Origin of the sequence: Flavobacterium sp., from assembly GCF_013822155.1 — a bacterium.
Lineage (GTDB): Bacteria > Bacteroidota > Bacteroidia > Flavobacteriales > Flavobacteriaceae > Flavobacterium.
Window position 1 is genome coordinate 15951 of sequence record NZ_PNJW01000006.1, and the last position, 24258, is coordinate 40208.

A 24258-nucleotide genomic window follows, 5' to 3' on the forward strand; every position below is an offset into this window, starting at 1 on the left:
GAAGAGTATTTTATTTTTTTGAGAAAACACTGATTTAAACCATTAAGAAATTAAGGGACATTAAGTGAGGTGTAAATATACTAAGACTATCATTAAAAATATGATAAATAAACTATTTCAACTTTTCGAAAAAGTACAATTCATACTCCGGCAGTAATTCCGGATGGAGAATTTTAATTAAATCTTTCAACACTAAGTCCGGTCGACTGGAAGCTAATTCATAATAAATGACACCGCCAGTTTTACCTTTTTTGGAACTGAAAGAATAGACATTTCTATTTTGAACCGCTTTGAAATATTGATAGTTTGGATTTGCTTTTTCAATTTGTTCAAAGGATGTAAACTGTCCGGGACCAATCCAAAAATCAGCTTTTTCAGCTTTTTCTAAAACCGTTTCAAAAGACAAAGACAAACTTCCGGTTCCTTCGGAAGCTGCCCAAAGATAATTCCCATGAGCATTTTCTAGAAATTGAGCCGCCCAACTTTTCCCTTGAGGCAAATACCATTGATCCTGATAAATCGCACCACTGAAAATGGTTGGTTTTGAATGGGCTTTTTGAGCTAATTCAACAGCTTCCAAATAGTCTTTTTCAATGGTTTTGAAAACCAAATTTGCTTTTTCTTCCATACCGAATAAAACACCAAAAAGTTGAATCCATTCGGCTCGACCCAACGGATGTTGCTCGGTCCAATCGCCATTGTATAAAATTTTCAAGCCGTTTTGTTGTAATTGATCATAGGTTTTCTTTTCACCATCAACACCAAAACCAATGATAACATCGGGTTGCATATCCAATAAAACTTCATTATTTAGACTTTGATTCGTTCCAATTTCACGTACTTTTTTCGCATCAATCAAAGCTCTGGTTTTTTGGGAAGAAACATAATCGGTATTTGGAAAACCAACCAACGATTTTTCAACACCTAATAATTCCAATGCCGGAATATGAGTAGTGGACGTAACTACAATTGATTGTATAGGAACTTGAATTTTTGTGAACTTTTGCAAACTATCCGGAAGTACAACTCCTTTTTGATGTAAAATATAGGTATAATTTTTTTTCGCCGTTGGCCACGGATTGGAAACCGTTACAACCGAATACTGATTAAACTTTTGAATGGAAAGTCCGCTAGCATATCGAATACTGTTTTTAGAAGAAATAATAACAGTTTTCTTTACTTTCGTGTTTTGACAAGCAAATAAACAGAACATAAAAAGAAGTGCAAGCAAACGAATTTTCATTAGATATTTTTTTTTACAAATGTAGTTGTTTCTAACAAATGTTATAGTGAATATATAATTGCATTCTAAATTTGGCGAAAATAAACCATGAGAGATTCTAATACATTCATGTACATCGTTGGCGGAATCATTCTACTTCACTTTATAGTAGGATTCGTTTGGCTGGTGATAAAAATGTCAAATAAGAAAGAGAAATAAGTCCATTTTTAAATTTCGAAACCAAAAATCCACTACTTTTGCACACGTATTTAGGTTGCACTGTTGATTTTTTCAGCAGGACATTAAAAGGGAATCAGGTGAAAGAACGTGTTCAGCAGATAGTTTTCAGAATTCAGAAAACTAACTCCAATAACTTCTAAAATCCTGAGCTGTACCCGCAACTGTGAGCTATCAAGCTTGTTGTTACACTTTTTATACCACTGTTCGCCGCGGCGAACGGGAAGGTTCAACAACAAGACGCAAGCCAGGAGACCTGCCAAGTACATAACAACTATCAAACCTTCGGGAAGAAAGGTTTTGAAAATTATGACTTGGAAAAATCTATATTGCTGGCTGGCTTTTTTACTGTACTCATTTAGTTGGGGACAGAATGATTCAATTATTCGATTAAACGAAGTAATTGTCTCAGATTCTCAATTAAAAAACTTTTCGAAATCGCAAACTGTTACTATTTTAAACGACAGTATTTTAAACAAAAATCAAGGTTCGCTAACATCCCTTTTATCGACAAACTCCACTATCTATTTTAAAGAAAATGGAGCCGGAATGGTTTCTTCTGCCTCATTTAGAGGAACCACAGCTCAACAAACGGCTGTGATTTGGAATGGCATCAATATCAATTCACAATTAAACGGGCAAACCGATTTCAATACTATTAATCCAACCGATTTCACAAATATTAGCATCAGAACCGGCGGAGGAAGTGTGATTTACGGCAGTGGTGCCATTGGCGGTAGCATTCATTTGAATTCTGAATTAAAGTTTAATACGGCAACCTCTCACCTTTTCCGACTGAATTATGGGAGTTTCGAAACTTATGGTGGTAATTATCAATTAGAAATTGGAACAGAAAAATGGGCTGTTCAAGCCAGTATTTCGTCGAATAGTTCCGAAAATGACTATGAATACATTGTTTACGATAAAAAGAATGAAAATGGAGAATTTGCCAACCAGAGCTATAATTTTAGTATTGGGCACAAAATAAACGATGCAAATTTCATTAAATTTTACAGTTATTTATTTAATGGAGAACGGCATTTTTCGGGTACGATAACGGTAAATTCGGATGACAAATATGTAGATTTCAATACCCGAAATATGTTAGAATGGATACTTTTCAAGAATAAGTATTCCTCAAAAGTAAAAGCAGCCTATATAACCGAAGAATATAAATACTATGAAAATAGAAATTCGGACTCGTATACTTTTGGTCAAGTAAATAGCCTGTTTTTAAAGCATGATTTTTTGTATTCAATATCGGAATCCATTACAATCAATACACTTTTAGATGTTACACAAAGTGATGCAAAAGGAAGTGATTTGCTCACCGAAACCCGAACAATTGGAACCGGCAGCATCCTTTGGAAACACAAACTTTCGAGCAAATTAGATTATGAATTGGGCATTCGACAAGAGGTGACCGACACGTATGAGAGTCCACTTTTATTCTCAGCAGGAACTTCATTTGCTTTAACCGATTTTTATACAATCAAAGCCAATCTTTCCAAAAACTTCCGAATTCCAACATTCAATGATTTGTATTGGCAAGGCAGCGGAAACCCCGAATTAAATCCCGAACATTCACTTCAAGGTGAAATAGGAAATGAATTCAATTACAAAAGTTCCAAGTTTGTGCTCACCGGTTTCCTAATCCAATTAAAAGACATGATTCGTTGGATTCCCAATTCAGGCGGACTATGGCAACCTGAAAACACGCAAAATGTGACGAATTATGGACTAGAAGCACAGTTTGAAACCAAAAAATCAATTGATAAGCATTTGTTTTCATTCTCAACTAGCTATGGATACACGGTTTCGGAAAACAATGAAACCGAGAAACAACTCACCTATGTCCCCAATCATAAAGCAAATGCGAATCTGGCCTATAATTATAAAAGTTTTACAACTTATTACCAATGGATGTATACCGGAGAAGTGTTTACCTCGTCTGACAACTTTTACAAGCTTGACGATTTTACACTTTCAAACATTGGAATCGACTACAATTTTGGTAAAAAAAAGACCTGTTTACTGGGGTTTCAAGTATTGAATCTAACGAACGAAAACTATCAAAATGTACTTTCCCGACCTATGCCGGGACGAAATTTTAAACTGTACCTAACCTTAAATTTATAATGATGAAATTAAAGAAAATTGGAATTCTATTTATTTTTAGCGGATTGTTCTTAGCCTCCTGTACAAACGATGATGATGTATCAGCACCATTGGGAGCTTATGATAATGGCGTACTCATCCTAAATCAAGGTAATTTTGGTGGTGGGAACAGTTCGATATCCTTTTGGTCGAATGATTTTTCAACTTTTGAATTCAATGCTTTTGGTTCAGTTAATCCTTCCGTTCCATTGGGTGATACCGCACAAGATTTGGGTTTTTATGGCGACAAGGCTTATATCGTTGTAAATCTTTCAAATACCATTCAAGTAGTGAATCGATACACTTTAGAACATTTGACAACTATTATCACAGGATTATCAAATCCGAGGTACATTGCTTTTTCAAATGGCAATGCCTATGTGACCAATTGGGGTGATGCCGAAAACGATGAGGACGATTATATTGCTGTGGTAAATCTAACTACAAATACTGTTACTACAACAATTCCAGTAGCTGAAGGACCGGAACGTATTTTGGAATACAACAACAAATTGTATGTTGCCCATATGGGTGGTTACAATTTTGGAAATACTATTTCAGTCATTCAAACCGGTTCAAATGCTGTAACTTCAATAGAAGTTGGTGATGTTCCAAATTCAATGGTTTTGGTAAACAATGACTTATATGTGCTTTGTGGCGGAAAACCTTCTTGGGCTGAACCTGAAACCTCCGGTTCGCTTGTTAAAATAAACCTTTCCACAAATACTGTTACTGCTGCTTTACCTTTTTTACTTGGAAATCATCCTTCAAATTTAATTTTTCATGATAATAAATTTTATTATACGGTAGATTCAAATGTGTTTTCCAAAACAATTGAAGTAAATACAATTCCTTCTACTCCAATTTTTAGCACAACTCAACAAGGCGTTTATGGGGTTTACAGTTTTGCAATTGCCAACAATAAAATATATGTAGGCGATGCTGCCGATTATAACTCAAATGGAAAAGTATATATTTATTCTTTAACCGGAACGTTGGAAAACCAAGAAACAGTCGGTGTCATTCCGGGAGGATTTTACTTTAATTAGTATAAAAAAAAGAGGATGTTCGTTTTAATATCCTCTTTTTTTATTTGAGTAAAAAGGGATTAAATCCTTCTGGTAATTCTTCCAGATACATATCATTGCCAAATTTTCTAATCGATTTGCTATCCTTAAAATACACTTGTTTGTCTTCAGTAAATGGTTGTCCCATTCGTCCGTTATCTAAAATGTAATTGATGGCTGTATTGAAAAGTGGCTCATTTTGATCACCTATCACACCTAAATTAGCTAAATTCTCTGCTTGTTCAATGGTAGGTTCTAACCCATTGACATAATCACCAAAACCGTTTTTATCGGTTATTCTCAACACTATTGGTTGCATAGCATATTTATGATTGGGATTTTTATCTTCTTTCCCAAAGGTTGGCGAGTCATACAATGAAACAGAACCAACGTTTTTTCCAACTGTTGTTGTTCCGATTTGAACTACATTGATATAAGGTTTTAAACCATTAATAACTAATTCACTAGCAGAAGCAGTACTCCCTGAACTGATAATGTAAACTTTGGTTAAATTTAAACTATTGATTAAATTACCGTTATTAATAACATCTGTAAAACGATTCACCAAAGCACTGGGATTGGTGTCATTATAATAGGCTTCCACTTTTGCATTCCATTGTTGTTTGGCAAAAATTTCAGCGTTAAACTGTCCGGTTATCATACTCGCTAATCGAGTTGCTGTATCGACTGAGCCTCCGGAATTATAGCGTAAATCAAGCACTAAATGGGTGATACCTTGCGATTTCAACTGACCAAAAGCCTGATTCAATTGATTTTCAAAACCGGAATAAAAACCGTTATACATTAAATAGCCGATTTTTTTATCCTCTATTTCCACCACATTGATTTGAAAAACAGGATTCTCTGTATAAGCAGATTTTGATAATTCAACGGATTCTCCATTAGGCGTAATATTTCCCGCATTATAATCGGCTAAATTTAAAGTATAAGCCTCTAAATTCAGTAAATCACGATAATTATTACTCGTTAATGGCGTTCCGTTAACAGCATAAAAAATATCACCGCGTTGTATATTTTTAGCAGAAGCATCGGAATTGGGTAAAATATACCGTACCCATCCGTAAATTTCTGTCGTACTCCCAGTTTTGTATCGCAAACCATAATCAACCCCATTACTTTTTGCAGTTCCTTGCAAAAGTCCTTCTAAAACTGAATAATCATTAAAAATCACACTAAACCGATCGGTAGTTCTGGCTACTAATAAATCTTCAAACAGCAATTCAGGAGTTTCGTATCCTTCCAAAAAAACATTCAAATCACTCTGCATAGCAAAACGATTATCGGCTAAATTTGGCTCATCGGCTTGCCATAAATAATATAAATTGAGTCCTTTCCAAATAAAATCGTTAACTTCCAATGAAGAAGGCACAAGGTTATCATCATAATCTTCGCAGGATTGAAAAACCAAAAAGGCAATGAAAATGCCCAAAGAAAATTTAAAAATAAATTTCATAGCGTTTATTTATTTTAAGAACGTAAATTTAATAACTTTAGTTTTATAATTAATTTATTTGTAACAAATAAGACCTTCATTCGTCTTGCTTATATAACCAACCTTTAAAACCTGATAGATGAATCAAAATGAGTTTATACACCTCATTGAACCATTCAAAGACAAAGTCTTTCGGTTAGCCAAGCGATTGCTGGTAAGTAGTGAGGAAGCTCAAGATGCTACTCAGGATATTTTGGTAAAGTTATGGGATAAGAAAAATGGATTAGGGCAATATAACAATGTAGAAGCATTGGCGATGACAATGACTAAAAATTATTGTTTAGACCAATTGAAGTCGAAAAGAGCTTCAAACCTGAAAATTGTACACACCAATTTTACAGACAGAGAAGCAGGCTTAGACCAAAAAATGGAAGACCAAGACAGCTGGAGTTGGGTTGAAAAAATAATTAATGATCTTCCGGAACAACAAAAGTTAATCATACAAATGCGAGATATCGAACAATATGATTTCGAAGAAATTGCAAAAATGCTGGACATGAATGAAACAGCTATTCGAGTTGCTTTATCAAGAGCACGAAAAACAATTAGAGAAAAAATGACTAAAACCCATCAATATGGAATTAGCTAGAATAGAAGAATTAATAGAAAAATACTTTCAAGGAGAAACAACACTTGCAGAAGAAAAACAGTTGAAACAGTACTTTTCAACTGAAACAGTAGCCGCTCATTTAGAGCATTACAAACCGTTGTTTAATTATCTTACTGTCAATGAGAAGGAACAATTCAATATAGAAGTTTCCTTACCTACAAAAAAAAGGTTTTCGGCAGCCTGGATAGCAATTGCGGCAAGTTTAGTTTTCTTTGGCGGGCTTTTTGCTTATCTGAATTACAAACCCTCTCCCGCACCTGCTCAAGTGGCTTCTAATTTAGGAAGTTTTGACAGTCCGGAAGAAGCCTTTGAAGAGACACAAAAGGCTTTGGCTTTGCTTTCAGAAAATGTAAACGAGGGCGTTGAAAGTATTGCCTATTTAAATGAATATGAAAAATCAAAACAACTAATATTTAAAAAATAAAAAAAATGATAAAATTTGTAACAACCTTAGTCGTATTTTTAGTTTCAACCATCATGTTTGGTCAATCTGTTTTTGACAAATTTGACGGTCAGGAAGAAGTTAGTACCATCATTGTAAACAAAAAAATGTTTGAAATGATGAGCAAAGTAAAAATGGATCCTGCTGATAAAGAAGCTCAACAATATTTGAATCTGATTAAAAAATTAGACAATTTAAAAGTATTTGTCACGTCCAATTCAAAAATAACTGCTGAAATGCGTACGACTGCTGATAAATATTTAAAAACAGCCGGATTAGAGGAATTAATGCGGGTTTCGGATGGCGGCAAAAATGTTAGGATATATATGAAATCCGGTGCAAAAGACACTGAAGTACGTGAATTATTTATGTTTATGGAAGGTGGCCCGAAAGATAAAGAAACCGTTTTATTATCGCTGACCGGAAATTTTGATTTAAATGAAATATCCGCTTTAACCGAAAAAATGAATCTTCCCGGTGGTGATGATTTGAAAAAAGCTTCAACCAAAGGAAAAAAATAATTAATTCAAGACTTTGTCAAATCAATTTTTGACAAAGTCTTTTTATTTATAATTCTGGATTGTCTCCAACCGTGTTGTTCCCACCTTACCTATCATTTAAATGAGAAAAGTATTTTTGTTCTTTTTTGGTTTGTCTCTTTTTACAGTAAATGCTCAATCAACTGTTTTTGAAGGCAAAATAATGGATAATGCCACCAAAGAATCCATTCCGTTTGCAAATATTATTGCCTTACAAACTGCCCAAGGAGTCATTTCAAATGAAGACGGTGTCTTTAAATTTTACATTCCAAAAAATGTAACGACGATTGAAATTAGTTCGTTAGGCTATCAATCTAAGAAATTTGAAGTGGCAAAAATTGATTCCACTTTTACTACCGTATTTCTAGAAATAGACGAAATTGCTTTGGAAGAAGTAATTGTGACCAACAAACCGGTTGCTACAATTTTATCCGGCATCATTAGTCATTCTAAAACAGTATTAGACAAAAGTGTAAAATTGGAAACCTATTATCGTGAATTTGTAAAAATCAACAATAAGTATTCAAAATTTGCCGACGGATTAATTGATTTTTATTTACAACCTAAAAAGAAAGATAAACTGGAAGCAAAACTTATTGTGAATCAAAGTAGGGCTTATCAACTAATTGGTGCTGATGAAATCGATAAAAAAGGAAAAGCAGATTTAGAAGAAATGGATTCCTTTTTTGATATTCAAAAAGCAGCAAATGGATTTTTTAGTTATGATTATATTGAAAAAAGTATCTTAAGTGAAAAAAACGAACCAAATTATGACTTTGAACTCCGTTCAAAAAAAGACCAATACGGAAATGCTATTGAAGTAATTTATATAATTCCTAAACCTAATGTAGAAGAAGTTTTATTAGAAGGCAAAATCACGTACGACCCTGTTAACCGTATTGTGCTGGATATAGATATAAAAATGTCGGAAAAACACAAAAAAAATGTTGAAATAACCAATATGTTATTGTTTAAATATGCTTTTTATGACATCCAGATTAAACAGTCCTATAAATATGTAAACGGAAAATATATTCCAAGTTATAAAAAAACACTATTGGATGTTTATATAAAATTTGGTGGTCAAATGAATGACCGACTGATGTCTATCAGTGATTTAATGGTGACAAATTTTGATGATACCATTACCGTTATTCCGGACAAAAATACTGCTTTTAAAGAGCGAAGTTTATATCCGAATGGGATGAATTACAAGGAAAATTTTTGGGAAACAAACAATGCGATGCCTCTTTCTGAAAATGAAGAACGAATTTTAAAAACATTAAAAAATAATTAAATGAAAAAAATAATAGCTTCACTTATGCTAGTCAGTTTGATAGCTTGTGACCAGAATCCATCTTTACAAAAGTATTTCGTAGAGAACACCGAATCCAGTGATTTTATTTCCGTGGATGTTTCTCCCAGTATTTTAAATATAAAACCGGATGCATTGACTGCTGAACAACAAGAAGCCTTAAAAACGTTCAAAAAAATGAATGTTTTAGCATTTAAAGCAAATGAACAAAACAAAGTAAAATTTGATACGGAACGAACTAAAGTAACCGAAATTTTAAAAGATGAAAAGTACCAACAATTAATGAAATTTGGCTCCGGAAAAGAAGGTGCTGCTGTTTATTTTGTTGGAAAAGATGATGCCATCGAAGAATTTGTTTTATACGGTAATAAAAATGAAAACGGATTTGCCGTTGTTAGGATATTAGGAGATAAAATGAATCCGGAAGATTTTATGACTTTATTTTCTGCTCTTCAAAAATCAGATATTGGGATGGAACAATTAAAACCCTTAGAAGATTTATTCAAAAATAATTAAAAATTTAAACTTTTAGAAAAACAAAAAATCCCGATTGCTCGGGATTTTTCTTATAAAATTTGAGGCAAAAATTACTTTGCTCTGTTGGCATATTTGTTTTTGAATTTATCAATACGACCTGCAGTATCAATAAGTTTAGATTTACCGGTATAAAATGGGTGAGATGTTCTAGAAATCTCCATTTTAAACACAGGATATTCAACTCCTTCGTGTGTGATTGTTTCTTTCGTTTCTACAGTTGACTTAGTAATAAATACATCTTCATTCGACATGTCTTTGAAGGCAACTAATCTGTAATTTTCTGGGTGAATTCCTTTTTTCATTTTGTGTAAATCTTTTTCTATTAATGGCTGTATGCCGTTCCGAAGCTTTTCTTCAACGAAAAGGTGTAAATAACACACAACTTTTTGTTTATAATCTTTTACTTTTTTTAAGTGTGCAAATTTACAACTATTTTTTAATAATCAAATGTTTAATTACTTTTTTTTGAAGTCTTTTAAATCTTGATTTTCTGAACCATAATTGGAATATTGTTATATTTGTACTTTAAAATAAACAATATGGAAAATAGTATCAAAAAGAACGGTTTTACTTTAGGCATTATAATGGGTGTAATTTTAGTATTAATTACCACAACCATGTATGTTGTCGATTTATCATTATTCACAAATTGGTGGGTTGGAATAGTAAATTTCGTCATCATAATTGGTATTGCCATTTATTGCTCTATTTCCAACAAAAAAGCATTAAAAGGCCAAATGAGCTATAAAGAAGCTTTTTTAAGTTTCATCTTACCGATTATTGTTGGAATTGCCATTTATGTTTTGTACAACATCATTCTGTTTAATGTAATAGATCCAGATGCTAAAAATGTGTTGACCGAAAATGTCATTACCATGACAAAAGAGATGATGGGAAAATTTAATGTACCGGCTGCTGAAATTAATAAGGCTATTGCCGATATTGAAAGTAAAGATAATTTTGGTCCTTTATCACAATTCCAATCATACTTTTTCCAAATTGCTTTCTATGCCGTTTTGGGATTACTGGTAGCTCTGATTTTTAAAACGCCAACTTCTGCTAAAGAATAATGAATTTATCCATAGTTATTCCTCTTTTAAATGAAGAAGATTCACTTCGTGAGCTTCATGATTGGGTCGTTTCCGTAATGAATAAAAGTAATTTTACTTACGAAATTATTTTTATTGATGACGGAAGTACGGATAATTCATGGCAAGTTATCGAATCTTTATCCAACGAAAATTCAAATGTAAAAGCAATTCGGTTTCTCAAAAATTTTGGAAAATCACAAGCTCTTCATGCAGGGTTTGACAGAGCCCAAGGGGATGTAGTAATAACGATGGATGCTGACTTGCAAGATAATCCGGAAGAGATTCCCGAATTATATGAACTCATTACTTCCCAAAATTTTGATTTAGTTTCAGGCTGGAAAAAAAAGCGATATGATTCAGTTATGTCTAAAAATTTACCTTCAAAATTATTCAATTGGGCAGCCCGAAAAACATCCGGAGTTCAACTGAATGATTTTAATTGTGGATTAAAAGCTTACAAAAATAAGGTCATCAAAAACATAGAAGTCTCCGGTGAAATGCACCGCTATATTCCCGTTTTAGCCAAAAATGCCGGTTTTTCAAAAATTGGTGAAAAAGTAGTGAAACATCAAGCACGAAAATATGGCGAAACAAAATTTGGCATGGAGCGATTCATCAACGGCTTTTTAGACTTAATTACCATTTGGTTTTTGTCGCGTTTTGGAAAAAGACCCATGCATCTTTTCGGAGCTTGGGGTGTTTTGATGTTTTTGATAGGTTTCACTGCGACAGGTTATATTGGAATCTCAAAACTGTATAGGCTTTATAATGATTTACCATACGATTTAGTCACCAATAGTCCCTACTTTTACATTGCCTTAACGACGATGATAATTGGTTCTCAATTATTTTTAGCCGGTTTTTTAGGAGAAATAATCCTAAGAAATAAAGAATCAAATGAAAATTATAAAATTTCAAACGAATTAAATATGAACTAAAAACTAAAAGCCATTTAAAATTTATAAACGCCAAAATCATGAAATTAGAAATCATCCAACAACAAATCATTGAATTAAGAGGTCAAAAAGTTATGCTCGATTTTCATTTAGCCGAATTATATGAAATCGAAACAAGAACTTTAAAACAAGCCGTCAGAAGAAATATCAATAGATTTCCTGTCGATTTTATGTTTGAACTCAATGAAAGTGAAATAGAACATTTGGTGTCACAATTTGTGATACCATCAAAAAGTAAATTAGGTGGTGCAAAACCTTTTGCCTTTACAGAACAAGGAGTTGCCATGCTTTCCAGTGTGTTAAATTCGGAAAAAGCAATCGCCATAAACATTGCCATTATGAGAACATTTGTTTCACTAAGGCAATTTGCAATGAATTACAAAGAGCTTAAGGATAAAGTCACTGATATTGAAAAGCAATTTCCTGACATCTATAAAATTTTAAATTATTTAATGGATAAAGAAAAGACAACTACTCCAAAAATCGAAAGAAATAAAATAGGATTTAAAAAATAAGAAAATGCATATTCCACAAAACATCCTCGACAAAGTAAACGTTTGGTTAACCCCAACATTTGACTTTCAAACACGAGAAGAAATCGAAAAAATGATGACCTCTTCTCCGAAAGAATTAGAAGAAAGTTTTTATAAAAATCTTGAATTTGGTACCGGCGGAATGCGAGGAATCATGGGCGTTGGAACCAATCGCATCAATAAATATACATTGGGGAAAAATACGCAGGGTATTTCAAATTATTTAAAAAAATCATTCCCAAAAGAAGAATTAAAAGTTGTTATTGCCTACGACTGTCGACACAATAGTGATACATTAGCGAAAGTTGTTGCCGATGTGTTTTCTGCAAACGGGATTAAAGTGTTCCTTTTTTCTGATATGCGACCAACTCCGGAACTTTCCTTTGCCTTAAAACACTTAAATTGTCATGCCGGTATTGTATTAACGGCTTCACACAATCCTCCTGAATATAACGGATATAAAGTGTATTGGCAAGATGGCGGACAATTAGTACCACCTCAAGATGAAGAAATAATTGAGGTAATTGAAGCATTAGCCTATGATGAAATTAAATTTACTGCAAATGAAAATTTAATTGAATACATCGACATTAATGTGGATGAAGCATTCTTCAATTCAACCATCGAAAATGCTAGTTTTAACACCCCAAAAGCAGCAAAAGATAACTTAAAAATTGTCTACACTTCACTTCACGGTACATCCATTAAAGCAATTCCTGCTGTTTTAGCTCAAGCCGGTTATACGGATGTTAATATTGTAAAAGAACAAGCCCAACCGGATGGAAATTTTCCAACAGTAAAGTCTCCAAATCCGGAAGAGCCGGAAGCACTGACCATGGCGTTAGCTTTAGCAGATAATATTAATGCCGACATTGTTATTGGTACTGACCCGGATTCTGACCGTTTAGGTGTTGCCGTTCGTGATACAGAGGGTAAAATGAAATTGTTAAATGGAAATCAAACGATGGTCATCATGACGGCCTTTTTGTTAGAACAATGGAAAAGAGAAGACCGCTTCAAAGGAAATGAATTTATCGGTTCAACCATAGTTTCTACCCCAATGATGTTAGAACTGGCCTCAGCTTATGGGGTAGAATGTAAAGTGGGCTTAACAGGTTTTAAATGGATTGCCAAATTCATCAAAGATTTTCCTGATCAAAAATTTGTAGGCGGTGGCGAAGAGAGTTTTGGCTACATGGTAGGCGATGCTGTTCGCGATAAAGATGCTGTGGCTGCTACCCTGCTTGTGTGTGAAATTGCTGCACAAGCAAAATCTGCCGGAAGCACTTTGTACAAAGAATTACTGAATTTATATGTTGATTTTGGTTTTTATAAAGAATACTTAATTTCCATTACCAAAAAAGGAATTGAAGGAGCGAATGAAATTAAACAAATGATGGTTAATTTACGTGAAAATCCTTTAAAAGAAATAAACGGACAACGCGTTGTTTGCATTGAAGATTATGACAATTCCACTGCTCGTAATTTAATGACTGAGGAAATAGAACTGTTGGAAATTCCAAAATCTAATGTGCTGATTTATTATTTAGAAGATGGAACAAAAATTTGTGCAAGACCAAGTGGAACCGAACCAAAAATCAAATTTTATTTCAGTGTAAATAATAGTCTAGATACAATTGAGCTGTTTAAAAATGTAGAAGCAATTTTAGACCAAAAAATTAAAAACATCATCGCGGAAATGCATTTGAACTAATGGATGAAAATTTAAAAAAAATAATTCCTTTTCTAAAACCATATCAATCTAATGTGGTTTGGAATATTATTTTCAATATTTTATATGCTCTTTTTAGTACGCTTTCATTCATTACATTAATACCAATGCTTCAGGTTTTGTTTGAAAATGCAGAAAAAGTAGCTTCAAAACCAACCTATAAATCGATTTGGGAAATAACCAGCTACGGAAAAGATTACTTATATTATTACATCACAAAATTATCTGATGAGAATGGTCCGCAATATGCCTTGTTATTAGTAGTCAGTTTAGTTATTTCTACTTTTCTATTAAAAAATTTCTTTAACTATCTAGCTTTAAACCATTTGATGCTAATCAAAAATGGCGTTCTAAGAGATTTAAGGAATAAAATGTTTGACAAAATCATCGATTTACCCATTTCCTATTATTCTGAAAAAAGAAAGGGTGATGTGATGGCCAGAATGCTAAACGACGTTAATGAAGTTAAAAATTCTTTCTTTTCCATCTTGGAATTAGTGGTTAAAGAACCTATGACCATTCTTTTTACTATTGGTGCCATGGTAGCTATCAGTTTCAAACTCACTCTTTTTGTTTTTATTTTTATTCCGGTTTCCGGTTTTATTATTACTAAAATTGGTAAAAGTTTGAAATCAAAATCAAAACGAGCACAAGATGAAAACGGTTATTTAATTTCCATCGTAGAAGAAACATTGGCCGGATTAAAAGTTGTTAAAAGCTATAATTCAGAAGTAAATTTTAGAAGTAAATTCAACAATTCCATTCAACGTTTATTTAAACTTTCGAATAGTATAGGCAGAAAAAACAATTTATCTTCCCCTTTAAGCGAATTCATGGGAATCGTAGTCATAGCCATCCTATTATGGTATGGTGGAAATATGGTTTTGGTAGGTAAGTTAGCTGATGGTAGTCCAATTTTAGAAGGGGCTCATTTTTTAGCATACATGGGCTTAGCCTATAATATTTTAACTCCTGCAAAAGCCATTTCAAAAGCATCATACCAAGTAAAAACAGGACTAGCGGCTGCAGAACGGGTTTTTGACGTATTGGAAGTTGAAAATACAATTGTTGATAAGCCTGAAGCTATTCAAAAAAACGCCTTTGAGGAAAGTATTACCCTAGAAAAAATCAATTTTAAATATGAAGAGGAAAATGTGTTGAAAAATTTCTCTTTAAAAGTTCCTAAAGGAAAAACGGTTGCTTTAGTTGGACAATCAGGAAGTGGCAAAAGCACCATAGCCAACTTATTAACCCGTTTTTATGATGTACAACAAGGAAGTGTGAAAATTGATAATATTGATATTAAAGACATCAAGTTAGAATCACTTCGTAATTTAATGGGGTTGGTTACCCAAGACAGTATTTTGTTTAATGATACCATTAAAAATAACATATTAATAGGAAAGCAAAATGCAACTGATGCCGAAATAATTGAAGCATTGAAAATTGCAAATGCCTTTGAATTTGTAAATGATTTACCGCTCGGAATTGAAACGAACATTGGAGACGCAGGCGGAAAATTATCCGGGGGACAAAAACAACGCTTGTCAATAGCACGAGCCGTTTTGAAAAATCCACCAATTATGATTTTGGATGAAGCCACCTCTGCCCTAGATACAGAAAGCGAAAAGTTTGTGCAAGTTGCACTGGAAAATATGATGCAAAACAGAACCTCCATCGTAATAGCACACCGTCTTTCTACTATACAAAAAGCAGATTTGATTGTGGTGATGCAAAAAGGGGAAATTGTTGAACAAGGAACGCATGATGAATTGTTATCTCAAAATGGAATGTATTCGAAGTTAGTGATGATGCAGAGTTTTGAATAGGAAATGGATCAAGGGTAATAGATTATAAAATAATAAAAATGACAAGAAAAACTTTTACAATACTATTTATGATTCTGGCTTTTGTGTTTCTTTATGCAATGGCTCATTTTGAAAAATTAGACTTAGTCGGAAAATTCAGTTTTATGCTGGTTTTAACAGCATTTTACATAGGTCAATATTCAACAAAATTTCCAAAAGAAAAAGAATAATCTAAATAATCCAATAACCCAAAATGTTCATCCATAATCCAACAATCAACCTTCCTAAAGATCCGGACACTATTGTTTGGAAATACCTGGATTTGTCTAAATTTTTGGATTTGTTGCTTTCAAAAAAGCTCTTTATGTCTAGGTCGGATAAATTTGAAGACCAATACGAAGGAACCTTTAGCGAGCCAACCTACGAAGAAATCAGAAAAATTGCTGAAAACAATCCGGAGTTTTTAGATTATTATAAATCCCATCGCGAAAAAATTGTGATTAGTAGTTGGCACATCAATGAATATGAATCGTTTGCCATGTGGCAAATTTTCACCAAAAACAACGAAGGATTAGCTATACAATCTACCGTTAAAAGATTACAGGAAGCCTTGAAACCGGAGACTAAAACAACTCAATTTATTGGGGAAGTAAATTATATTGATTATAAAAAAGAATATATTCCGTTTGATGACACTTTTTTCCCCTTTTTATTTAAACGAAAAAGTTTTCAATACGAACGCGAAGTTCGCATTATTTCTGATGTGACTCAAAATAATATTGTCATAAATGAAGGATTAAAAATTGATGTCGATATTCACCAACTCATTGAAAAGATTTATATCCATCCGAAATCAGAAAACTGGTATAAAAATTTAGTGATTCAGTTAATGGAACAACTGGGTTTTAATTTTTCAATCGAAAAATCTGATTTAGAAAGTGATATTCTGATTTAATGAAACGGTTTATATTCGTTTAACTTCCATTCTTTATCCATTAAATCGACAAAATAATAAAATACGGTATCATCTTTATCAAAATCGCCGTTTTTGTTGGTATCTTCAGTTGTTCTAAAATAAAGTCTGTTTTTTGCTTCAATCAAATTCCAATCAATTAATTCCTGAAAATCAGGGGATAATTTCATAAAATGATTTCCTGAAATTTCACTGATATAAAGCGATTTGATATCATTAGCATCCAGCTTTCCATCTTTGTTAGTATCCATATCAGAAATGGAATAAACTAAAATCTGTTTTTTTGTTTTTTCCGCAATTGTATTTAAAAAAGTAGCGGTTTGTATAATAACAATTTTATCGGTTAATGGCCTTGTTGCTGTTGAATCTAGATGTTGAAAACGGATATTATTCAAGTATCCGGTAATTTCGAATCGATTATAATTTGATATAGAATAACTAACCCGACTTGTACTGGACGAACCGTAACTGGATTTAGAACTACCATCATAAACGCGAACATCTCCAATAGGATGCAGCAAAAAGCTGGTTCCTTCCATGTGAATGGGTAAATCAGCAATTTTGATTTGAGTGGTATCTTTTTTCACTTCCACTTGTGCAGGCGATTCTTTATAAGTTACTTTTGGCTTCTCCTTTTCATCTTCTTTGCAACCAAAAGTTACTACTAAAATCAACAATAAAACAGCATTAATAAAAGTCTTCATACGATTGTGAGTTATTATCCAAAGATATAAAATTTAATCTTTGGTTAGAGTCTTGCGGTCAATTTCACATTAAAAACTCTGGTCGTCATATAATTCGGAATACCATATTGGGTTTTGGTATACACATCGCGTACCCACGTATTTGTTATGGCATTTTGATTATTAAACAAATTAAATATTTCCAATCCAACAGACAGGTCTTTAAAACGTTTTAACCAATGTCCTTCAGGTCTGCTTTCATTTTTTTCCGTTAAAACATAGGAGAAACCTACGTCAGCTCTGCGATAATCTTTCAATCGCAATTGATAATCATACGGATCAGCATAAGATGGAGAACCACCCGGAAGACCTGTATTATAAACCAAATTTAAATACATTTTTAAACTTGGAATAGACGGAACATAATCCTGAAAAAGTACGCCAAATTTCAATCGTTGATCCGATGGTCTGGCGATGTATCCTTTATCCTGAATGTTTTCCTCTGTTTTTAAATAGCCTAAACTAAACCAAGATTCCGTTCCGGGAACAAATTCACCGTTAATTCTAAAATCTGCACCATAAACATAGGCTTCCGTTTCATTATCAGCTCGGTAACGAATTCGAACATTATCAACGGTATAAGCATTTACATCTGCAAGCGTTTTATAATATAATTCGCTGACCAATTTAAATGGTCTGTTCCACATTTTGAAACTGTAGTCATTACCCATAATAAAATGAATGGATTGTTGAGCTTTTACATCCGGTTGAATCACTCCGTCATAATCCCGCAGTTCGCGATAAAATGGAGGTTGGTAATAAAATCCTCCGGAAACTCTAAAAACCATATCACTATTCCATTCGGGTTTAATAGCAAATTGTGCTCTCGGACTAAATACTGTTTGTGCTTGAGATTGAACGCCGTCACCTGAAACTTGCCAATGTTGCATCCGTACACCGGCATTATACCAAACTTCACTGGTTCCTAAAGTAGCTTTTTTACTCCATTGCCCATATCCTGAAAAGCGATCGATAGTTACAAAATTAGTTGCTCTAACATCTTGATAGGGAACTAAGGGACCTGTATAAGGGTTGTAAGGCTGATCATTTACGGGAAAATCGCGAGGCGGATTAATTGAAAATCCGGCAGAATCGATTACTTCCCATTCCACTAATCTATCCCTGATGTCTTCACGGGTATATTTAACGCCCCATTCAATGGCATGCGTTTCTATTTTGTGAAAACCTTTCACTTCAGCATTAATAATCAAGGCATCTAAATTGTTACGACCATGATTAAGTTGAGTACCAATCCCACGATTAAAGGTTACATCTCCAAACGTTTCTGAACCAATATTACTGTCTACTTCACCTAAATAATAAGCAGCCAATATATCAAAATATTCTTGCTCTTGTGTATGATAAACTGACCCAATAAACTTTAAGGTAGTATTGTCATTTACAGTAAAGGATGTTTTTATTGCCCCAAATAAAGTTTGGTATTTGTCTTTTTCCTGACCTTCATAAAAAACCTGTAAAGCAATCGGTTCATCGATTGTTCCAAAATTAGTCTGACGTGTCAAAGGCTCATAATTATAGGTGTTCTGAGAAATATTTCCTAAAAATCCCCATTGCCATCTTGCATTGGGCGTATAAGTCAAATACGTTTGAATGTCTGCAAAAGTAGGTTTGTAATTTGACTCTGTTTCCTGACTGTTAACCAATAAACTATTATCTCTGTAGCGAACCCCGGTGATATTAGCCCACTTTTGATTCTTACTCACTCCTTCTACAGTTAAACTTCCACCCAATAAACTGGCTTCTAAAGCCGCTGCAAAATGAGTTGGAATTCGATAAGTAATATCTAATACTGAAGATAATTTATCGCCATATTTAGCTTGAAAACCACCGGCAGAAAAATCAACATTCTGCACCATATCTGTATTTGTAAAACTCAATCCTTCTTGTTGACCGGAACGAATCAAAAATGGACGATAGACTTCTATTTCATTGACATAAACTAAGTTTTCATCATAATTTCCTCCCCGAACAGAATATTGCGTACTTAATTCATTATTTGAATTTACACCAGGCAAAGTCTTTAAAATATTTTCAACACCGGCATTTGCACCTGGAATTGTTCTGATGACGGCTGGTTCAATTGAAGTTATTCCTTCTACTCGTTTCTGTTTTCCGGAAGTAATGATGACCTCTCCCAAAAGCTCATCCGAATCACTCATTTGAAAATTATATTCATAATCTTCGTTTGTTTTTAATTCTATTCTTAAAGTAGCTCTTTTTAAAGAAACATGAGTAAAAACCAAAGTGATTTTTTGATTCGCCGGAATTGTTAAGATATAAAACCCATTTTCGTTGGTAACGGTGCCTTTATCCTGAAAATTAATACTGACTCCCTCAACCGGATTGTTATTTTTATCTAAAATAATTCCTTTAATTCTGGCGGTTTGAGCATTTGAGGCAAATCCAACACAAAAAAGCAGGAAAGCCAATAAAATTTGTTTTGTTTTCAAAAGATAGGTTTAAGGTTGCTGACTTCTAAAAAAATGTGATTCAAATATAGTAGAATTTCCGACATTATCGGTTACTACAATTTTTAATTCATTTCGTCCTTCTATAACGACATTATCTGAAAAATCGTGTGTGATTTTATTGGTCTTATAATCATAATCAAATAATATCCATTTTCCGTTCAAGTAACCCGTATAAGTTTTAATACCGGAAAGGTCATCTGTAATTTCAAATTGCAAATCATTTTGTTTACTTAACCATTTACCTTCCTGAAAGTTAACAGATGTGATTTTAGGCGAAATAGAATCTTTTATTAAACGAAATTCCCCTAAATTACGCGTCCATGTTGTAAATTTTTTTTCTTTCATTTTCGTTGAATTATAATATGTTTTTTTACCGTTTATGGTGGCAATGAAAAACTTATCACGGTCAGCGTCAGGAATCGAATCCTCTTCAAAGGTGACAGAAAAATTGGAATGAACGGGCGTTGAATCATCGTGCAAATACAAAACCTTGTCTTTTACATCAAATTTTAAATGAAAATCATCGTAAAAAGTTTGCTCAGGTATAAATACTGAAATCTTATCTTTTTCAAAAATATATTCGTTATCGGATTTAATAAAATAATTCGTTTTTTTTATTGCTTTTGGAATTTTAACCTCCTGATCAGCAGACTCTATAGGAATAGTTACTGCTGTTTTATTGCCATTAAAATCCGCAATTTCAATTTTATAAATAGACGTAATATTAGGCGGAATTGTAATAATCCCATCCGTTAAACTAGAAGAAATTAAACTGAGGGGATATTTTTTGGTATAATACATTTTCTGAACCCGTTGATTCATCTTTTTATACCGATAATAATCAATATACGCATTAATATAACGGGTTTCATCATAGCTAAATGTATTAAAAGCAATGTCAAAAGCAGGTTTTCCATCTAAATATGTTTGCATTTTATAAATTCCGTTTTTACCATAATTATTATCCGATCCGTCATAGGTATTAACCCCAATACCTATTTTACCTTTAGCTAAAACTTTTGAGGCTAAATAAGTTCCGTCTTTTTGTAATGATAGGGGAATAGAAATAGGCTGTTGAGATTGATTCACAACAGCATCGTCACTGATGGGATAAACCACTATTTCGTTCACAACCGGAACTTTAGTGTCTTTTATTTTAGCATCTAATCCAAAAAACAATGGATTGATTATTTTTTCAGTTTGTGAATCTCGGTATTCAAAATGCAAATGCGGACCGCCGGAACCTCCTGAATTTCCGGACAAAGCAATTATCTCTCCCTGTTTTACAGGTAGAACACCTTCGCCCAAAAAAAGGTCAACTTCGAAACTTTGTTCTTTATAATGTTGCTCTTTTAAATAGGCGTCAATCTTAGGGGCAGTCTTCAACAAATGTCCATAAACGGAAGTATACCCGTTTGGATGGGTAATATAAAGTGCTTTCCCATAACCAAAAGTGGAAATTTTAATTCTGGATATATACCCATCTCCGGTTGCATAAACATTAAAACCGGTTTTTGATTGTGTTCTAAAATCTAAACCGGAATGAAAATGATTAGAACGCAATTCACCGAAAGTACCGGAAAGAAGCAAAGGAATATCTAAAGGAGAAATAAAATCATTTTGTGGATAGTTCACCTGTGAAAAGGCATTGATTGAGGCAAAAAGTAATAATAAAGTGTATTTCATGGCTTCGAATTTTTGCTAATTTAAAAAAAGTATAGCAAATTTCAAACCAAAGCTAAAAAATACTATTTCAATGATTTACCATCAGTTAGTGAGAAATAAAAATTGAATATAAAATTTATTTTTTTTATTTGCGTTAATCGTTTAGGAATACTAACTTTGTAAATCGTGTAATGAATATATGCTCCAATGAGTGAAATGGTAGAAATTGTTGATTCTCTTGAAAATAGACTCTCCAAACTGATAAGCAAAATGCAAGGTTTAGAGACAACTATACAAGATTTAAAACAGGAATTAAACAAAGCAAACCGAAACATACAAATTCAAGCCAGTGAGATGGAAAGCTTGAAAAAACAATATGAAACACTCAAAATAGCCAATTCATTATTAGGCAGTGACGAAAACAAAAGAGATACGAAGCTTAAAATAAATTCATTAATTCGTGAAATTGATTACTGTATTGCACAGTTATCTGATTAATACAGCATGAACGAAAAGCTTAAAATTAAATTATCAATTGCTGACCGCGTTTATCCGTTAACGGTGGACCCAAGTCAGGAAGAAGGATTGCGAAGTGCTTCAAAAAAAATTGATGTGATGATTAAGCAATTCGAACAAAATTATGCCGTGAGAGATAAACAAGATGTTTTGGCCATGTGTGCCTTGCAGTTTGCCTCGCAATTAGAGCAAAAACAAATCGAAAAAACGGAAGATAATCAGGAATCGTTAGAGAGACTGAAAAAAATAAATGATTTATTAGCCAATTATCTGGAAAAATAAATACGTTCTTACACACTAATTAAGATACTGCCTACATTAGTTTCTATTTGATAAACTCAACACTAACAATTTAGAATGAGCAAATCTTCATTACTAAAGCATGCCCTCCTTGTAGTGGGATCCTTGAACAATGAGTTAGCTCAAAACTTGTCTTATCGAGTTTATACAATCACCTAATGTAGGCTTTTTTTATATATAAACCTTAAAACAAATGGACAGTACATTACTACTTATTATCGCCGGAATTGTTGGAATTGCAGCGGGTTTTGCTATAGCAAAAGTCATTGAAAAAAGCAACGTTTCCAACCTTATAAAAAACGCAAAAAAGGAAGCCACTTCCATCTTAAAAGATGCAAAAGTTGAAGCTGAAAATATCAAAAAAGACAAACTCCTTCAAGCGAAAGAAAAATTTTTAGAGTTAAAATCAGAACATGAAAAAGAGATTTTATCCAAAGACAAAAAAATAGCGGAAGTTGAAAAAAGAACAAGAGATAAAGAATCTCAAGTTTCAAGTGAACTAGCTAAAGCAAAGAAATCAGCAGATGATTTTGATATCAAAATTGCAGATTACAATAACCGAATTGAAATTTTAGACAAAAAACAAATTGAACTGGAAAAACTGCACAAAAGTCAAGTGCAACAATTAGAAGTTATTTCCGGTTTATCAGCTGAAGAAGCAAAAGAACAATTAGTTGAAAGCTTAAAAGCTGAGGCTAAAACAAAAGCAATGGCTCATATTCAAGACACTTTGGAAGAAGCCAAACTAACAGCTCAACAAGAAGCTAAAAAAGTTATCATCAATACGATTCAACGCGTAGGAACGGAAGAAGCAGTTGAAAATTGTGTGTCTGTTTTCAACATTGAATCAGATGACGTAAAAGGAAGAATCATTGGTCGTGAAGGACGAAATATTCGTGCGTTAGAAGCCGCTACCGGAGTTGAAATTATTGTTGATGATACCCCGGAAGCAATTATACTTTCTTGCTTTGATCCTGTTCGAAGAGAAATTGCCCGTTTAGCATTACATAAATTGGTTACCGACGGACGTATTCACCCTGCTCGAATTGAAGAAGTAGTTGCTAAAACTACTAAACAAATTGACGATGAAATTATTGAAGTAGGTAAACGTACGGTTATCGATTTAGGAATACATGGTTTACACCCGGAATTGATTAAAGTGGTGGGTAGAATGAAATACCGTTCTTCCTACGGACAAAACTTATTACAACACTCGCGTGAAGTTTCTAAACTTTGTGGTATCATGGCGGCTGAATTAGGCTTAAACGTGAAACTTGCAAAACGGGCCGGTTTACTGCACGACATCGGAAAAGTACCTGATACAGAAAGTGAATTACCTCATGCTATTTTAGGTATGCAATGGGCTGAAAAATATGGCGAGAAAGAAGAAGTGTGTAACGCCATTGGAGCTCACCACGATGAAATTGAAATGAAGTATTTAATTTCTCCTATTATTCAGGTTTGTGATGCTATTTCAGGTGCAAGACCGGGAGCAAGACGTCAGGTTTTAGATTCTTATATTCAACGTTTAAAAGACTTAGAAGCAATCGCGTTTGGATTTAATGGGGTGAAAAGTGCGTATGCCATTCAGGCGGGTCGTGAATTGCGTGTAATTGTGGAAAGTGAAAAAGTTTCTGATGAACAAGCAGCCAAACTTTCCTTTGAAGTATCTCAAAAAATTCAAACAGAAATGACTTATCCCGGACAGGTAAAAATTACGGTGATTCGTGAAACCAGAGCAGTGAATATTGCGAAGTAGACACTGTTGTCAGTTAAAAAAATAAATTCTATATAAAATGACTTGCAGAAA

The 24258-nt window shown here is 33.4% G+C and carries 23 protein-coding genes, 1 other RNA gene and 1 riboswitch; of the genes, 18 read left to right on the forward strand and 6 right to left on the reverse strand.

All coding sequences use genetic code 11. From position 1 onward, the window contains the following. Window positions 1–112: 112 nt before the first annotated feature. Complete coding sequence (locus tag C0512_RS02735; protein WP_290858694.1) at window positions 113–1243, reverse strand: ABC transporter substrate-binding protein; 1131 nt, start codon at window positions 1241–1243, stop codon at window positions 113–115. A gap of 233 nt (window positions 1244–1476) precedes the next feature. Further along, window positions 1477–1738: riboswitch (cobalamin riboswitch) on the forward strand. Between the two features lie 30 nt (window positions 1739–1768). On the opposite strand from C0512_RS02735, the gene C0512_RS02740 reads away from it, so the two are divergent. After that, window positions 1769–3598, forward strand: coding sequence for a TonB-dependent siderophore receptor (locus C0512_RS02740; protein ID WP_290858696.1), 1830 nt, complete (start codon window positions 1769–1771; stop codon window positions 3596–3598). Window positions 3599–3600: 2 nt separating this feature from the next. Then, window positions 3601–4665, forward strand: a complete 1065-nt coding sequence (locus C0512_RS02745; protein WP_290858697.1) for a YncE family protein — start codon at window positions 3601–3603, stop codon at window positions 4663–4665. Between the two features lie 40 nt (window positions 4666–4705). Here the strand turns inward: C0512_RS02745 and C0512_RS02750 are convergent, their stop codons facing one another. After that, window positions 4706–6157 (reverse strand): S41 family peptidase, encoded by a 1452-nt coding sequence (locus C0512_RS02750; RefSeq protein WP_290858698.1) that lies wholly within the window; start codon window positions 6155–6157, stop codon window positions 4706–4708. 118 nt (window positions 6158–6275) lie between these two features. Between C0512_RS02750 and C0512_RS02755 the strand changes: the two genes are divergently transcribed. From C0512_RS02755 to C0512_RS02775, 5 genes are all read left to right on the forward strand, one after another. Further along, window positions 6276–6785, forward strand: coding sequence for a sigma-70 family RNA polymerase sigma factor (locus tag C0512_RS02755; protein WP_290858699.1), 510 nt, complete (start codon window positions 6276–6278; stop codon window positions 6783–6785). After that, window positions 6772–7230, forward strand: a complete 459-nt coding sequence (locus C0512_RS02760; protein ID WP_290858700.1) for a hypothetical protein — start codon at window positions 6772–6774, stop codon at window positions 7228–7230. Before C0512_RS02755 ends, C0512_RS02760 begins: the two co-directional genes overlap by 14 nt. 5 nt (window positions 7231–7235) lie before the next feature. Beyond that, complete coding sequence (locus C0512_RS02765) at window positions 7236–7769, forward strand: DUF4252 domain-containing protein (protein ID WP_290858701.1); 534 nt, start codon at window positions 7236–7238, stop codon at window positions 7767–7769. A gap of 100 nt (window positions 7770–7869) precedes the next feature. Then, on the forward strand, window positions 7870–9084 hold the full coding sequence (locus tag C0512_RS02770) for a carboxypeptidase-like regulatory domain-containing protein (protein ID WP_290858702.1): 1215 nt from the start codon (window positions 7870–7872) through the stop codon (window positions 9082–9084). Next, entirely contained in the window at window positions 9085–9618 is a 534-nt protein-coding gene (locus C0512_RS02775; RefSeq protein ID WP_290858703.1) for a DUF4252 domain-containing protein, read from the forward strand. A gap of 71 nt (window positions 9619–9689) precedes the next feature. Here the strand turns inward: C0512_RS02775 and C0512_RS02780 are convergent, their stop codons facing one another. Further along, entirely contained in the window at window positions 9690–9941 is a 252-nt protein-coding gene (locus C0512_RS02780) for a type B 50S ribosomal protein L31 (protein WP_290858783.1), read from the reverse strand. Window positions 9942–10178: 237 nt separating this feature from the next. Between C0512_RS02780 and C0512_RS02785 the strand changes: the two genes are divergently transcribed. Genes C0512_RS02785 through C0512_RS02815 form a run of 7 tightly spaced genes read left to right on the forward strand, consistent with a single transcriptional unit; the run spans window position 10179 to window position 16714 of the window. Beyond that, the gene (locus C0512_RS02785) at window positions 10179–10709 is read left to right on the forward strand and encodes a DUF4199 domain-containing protein (protein ID WP_290858704.1); all 531 of its coding nucleotides are present in this window, start codon (window positions 10179–10181) and stop codon (window positions 10707–10709) included. Continuing rightward, a complete protein-coding gene (locus C0512_RS02790) occupies window positions 10709–11668 on the forward strand; it encodes a glycosyltransferase family 2 protein (protein WP_290858705.1) in 960 nt (319 codons plus the stop codon). Before C0512_RS02785 ends, C0512_RS02790 begins: the two co-directional genes overlap by 1 nt. A gap of 38 nt (window positions 11669–11706) precedes the next feature. Next, window positions 11707–12201, forward strand: coding sequence for an ORF6N domain-containing protein (locus C0512_RS02795; RefSeq protein ID WP_290858706.1), 495 nt, complete (start codon window positions 11707–11709; stop codon window positions 12199–12201). A gap of 4 nt (window positions 12202–12205) precedes the next feature. Then, window positions 12206–13933: a phospho-sugar mutase gene (locus C0512_RS02800; RefSeq protein ID WP_290858707.1), complete on the forward strand. Its 1728-nt coding sequence runs from the start codon at window positions 12206–12208 to the stop codon at window positions 13931–13933. Then, entirely contained in the window at window positions 13933–15780 is a 1848-nt protein-coding gene (locus C0512_RS02805) for an ABC transporter ATP-binding protein (RefSeq protein WP_290858708.1), read from the forward strand. Before C0512_RS02800 ends, C0512_RS02805 begins: the two co-directional genes overlap by 1 nt. A 38-nt stretch (window positions 15781–15818) precedes the next feature. Then, complete coding sequence (locus C0512_RS02810; RefSeq protein WP_290858709.1) at window positions 15819–15989, forward strand: hypothetical protein; 171 nt, start codon at window positions 15819–15821, stop codon at window positions 15987–15989. Between the two features lie 23 nt (window positions 15990–16012). Then, window positions 16013–16714 carry a hypothetical protein gene (locus C0512_RS02815; RefSeq protein WP_290858710.1) on the forward strand — a complete coding sequence of 234 codons (702 nt, stop codon included), beginning with the start codon at window positions 16013–16015 and terminating at the stop codon, window positions 16712–16714. On the opposite strand, the gene C0512_RS02820 is transcribed toward C0512_RS02815, so the two are convergent. The 3 genes from C0512_RS02820 to C0512_RS02830 are packed head-to-tail and all read right to left on the reverse strand — an operon-like array spanning window position 16711 to window position 21653. Continuing rightward, window positions 16711–17436: a hypothetical protein gene (locus C0512_RS02820; RefSeq protein ID WP_290858711.1), complete on the reverse strand. Its 726-nt coding sequence runs from the start codon at window positions 17434–17436 to the stop codon at window positions 16711–16713. The genes C0512_RS02815 and C0512_RS02820 overlap by 4 nt on opposite strands. Before the next feature lie 44 nt (window positions 17437–17480). Further along, on the reverse strand, window positions 17481–19946 hold the full coding sequence (locus tag C0512_RS02825) for a TonB-dependent receptor (RefSeq protein ID WP_290858712.1): 2466 nt from the start codon (window positions 19944–19946) through the stop codon (window positions 17481–17483). A 9-nt stretch (window positions 19947–19955) separates the two neighbouring features. After that, a complete protein-coding gene (locus C0512_RS02830) occupies window positions 19956–21653 on the reverse strand; it encodes a M23 family metallopeptidase (RefSeq protein WP_290858713.1) in 1698 nt (565 codons plus the stop codon). A gap of 186 nt (window positions 21654–21839) precedes the next feature. On the opposite strand from C0512_RS02830, the gene C0512_RS02835 reads away from it, so the two are divergent. The 4 genes from C0512_RS02835 to rny all read left to right on the forward strand — a co-directional run bounded on the left by C0512_RS02835 (window position 21840) and on the right by rny (window position 24207). Next, complete coding sequence (locus C0512_RS02835) at window positions 21840–22130, forward strand: hypothetical protein (protein WP_290858714.1); 291 nt, start codon at window positions 21840–21842, stop codon at window positions 22128–22130. Between the two features lie 6 nt (window positions 22131–22136). Continuing rightward, window positions 22137–22430 carry a cell division protein ZapA gene (locus C0512_RS02840; protein ID WP_290858715.1) on the forward strand — a complete coding sequence of 98 codons (294 nt, stop codon included), beginning with the start codon at window positions 22137–22139 and terminating at the stop codon, window positions 22428–22430. Between the two features lie 54 nt (window positions 22431–22484). Next, a non-coding RNA gene (ssrS, locus tag C0512_RS02845) (6S RNA) lies at window positions 22485–22593 on the forward strand. 48 nt (window positions 22594–22641) lie between these two features. Beyond that, on the forward strand, window positions 22642–24207 hold the full coding sequence (gene rny / locus C0512_RS02850) for a ribonuclease Y (protein WP_290858716.1): 1566 nt from the start codon (window positions 22642–22644) through the stop codon (window positions 24205–24207). Window positions 24208–24258: the final 51 nt, after the last annotated feature.